Source organism: Paraoerskovia marina DSM 21750 (genome assembly GCF_000701465.1).
Lineage (GTDB): Bacteria > Actinomycetota > Actinomycetes > Actinomycetales > Cellulomonadaceae > Paraoerskovia > Paraoerskovia marina.
Genome location: NZ_JNIY01000001.1, coordinates 1 through 1956 on the forward strand (window position 1 = coordinate 1; position 1956 = coordinate 1956).

The following is a 1956-nucleotide window of genomic DNA, read 5'->3' on the forward strand; positions in this document are numbered from 1 at the left end:
TGGACGCGGGAGATCGGGTCTGGTAGGTTGGAGAGGTTGCCCCGGGTTCGGGTCGCTGAGGTTCGGCGGGTCGGGACGGTGCGTGCTGGTTGTTTGAGAACTCAACAGTGTGCTTGATAGTCAATGCCAAAGTTTTATCTCCTGGCTGGTGACTGTGGCTGCCCGTTCGGGTGGTTTCGGTTGGTGGTTGGGGGTCTTTGGACAACAGTTTTTGAAAACGTTAGTTTTCGAATCTGATTGCCAGATTAATGAGGCCGCGCATCGTTTGGTGTGTGGTGCTTCGTATGGTTGTTTGCTGGCTGGCTCCTTGTGGGTTGGTTGGTTGACGTTGATCATTTACGGAGAGTTTGATCCTGGCTCAGGACGAACGCTGGCGGCGTGCTTAACACATGCAAGTCGAACGGTGAAGCCCAGCTTGCTGGGTGGATCAGTGGCGAACGGGTGAGTAACACGTGAGGAACCTGCCCCTGACTTCGGGATAAGCCTTGGAAACGGGGTCTAATACCGGATATGACACCTTCTCGCATGGGATGGGTGTGGAAAGATTTATCGGTTGGGGATGGTCTCGCGGCCTATCAGCTTGTTGGTGGGGTAATGGCTCACCAAGGCGACGACGGGTAGCCGGCCTGAGAGGGCGACCGGCCACACTGGGACTGAGACACGGCCCAGACTCCTACGGGAGGCAGCAGTGGGGAATATTGCACAATGGGCGCAAGCCTGATGCAGCGACGCCGCGTGAGGGATGAAGGCCTTCGGGTTGTAAACCTCTTTCAGCAGGGAAGAAGCGCAAGTGACGGTACCTGCAGAAGAAGCGCCGGCTAACTACGTGCCAGCAGCCGCGGTAATACGTAGGGCGCAAGCGTTGTCCGGAATTATTGGGCGTAAAGAGCTCGTAGGCGGTTTGTCGCGTCTGGTGTGAAAACTCAAGGCTCAACCTTGGGCGTGCATCGGGTACGGGCAGACTAGAGTGCGGTAGGGGTGACTGGAATTCCTGGTGTAGCGGTGGAATGCGCAGATATCAGGAGGAACACCGATGGCGAAGGCAGGTCACTGGGCCGCAACTGACGCTGAGGAGCGAAAGCATGGGGAGCGAACAGGATTAGATACCCTGGTAGTCCATGCCGTAAACGTTGGGCACTAGGTGTGGGGCTCATTCCACGAGTTCCGTGCCGCAGCAAACGCATTAAGTGCCCCGCCTGGGGAGTACGGCCGCAAGGCTAAAACTCAAAGGAATTGACGGGGGCCCGCACAAGCGGCGGAGCATGCGGATTAATTCGATGCAACGCGAAGAACCTTACCAAGGCTTGACATATACGAGAATCTGCTGGAGACAGCAGCCTCTTTGGACACTCGTATACAGGTGGTGCATGGTTGTCGTCAGCTCGTGTCGTGAGATGTTGGGTTAAGTCCCGCAACGAGCGCAACCCTCGTCCTATGTTGCCAGCACGTGATGGTGGGGACTCATAGGAGACTGCCGGGGTCAACTCGGAGGAAGGTGGGGATGACGTCAAATCATCATGCCCCTTATGTCTTGGGCTTCACGCATGCTACAATGGCCGGTACAAAGGGCTGCGATACCGCAAGGTGGAGCGAATCCCAAAAAGCCGGTCTCAGTTCGGATTGGGGTCTGCAACTCGACCCCATGAAGTCGGAGTCGCTAGTAATCGCAGATCAGCAACGCTGCGGTGAATACGTTCCCGGGCCTTGTACACACCGCCCGTCAAGTCACGAAAGTCGGTAACACCCGAAGCCGGTGGCCTAACCCTTGTGGAGGGAGCCGTCGAAGGTGGGACTGGCGATTGGGACTAAGTCGTAACAAGGTAGCCGTACCGGAAGGTGCGGCTGGATCACCTCCTTTCTAAGGAGCTTTTCTCCCCCCGGTTGGGGGGCAGAGGCCATGGCTCACACCGTTCGCGTGTGGGGGTGGTTGCTCAAGGGTGGAACATTGACGAAGTC

The 1956-nt window shown here is 57.1% G+C and carries 1 rRNA gene; it reads left to right on the forward strand.

Annotated features, from left to right (window positions below):
* Nucleotides 1-335: 335 nt before the first annotated feature.
* Nucleotides 336-1858, forward strand: a 16S ribosomal RNA gene (locus tag Q343_RS13640).
* Nucleotides 1859-1956 lie beyond the last annotated feature (98 nt).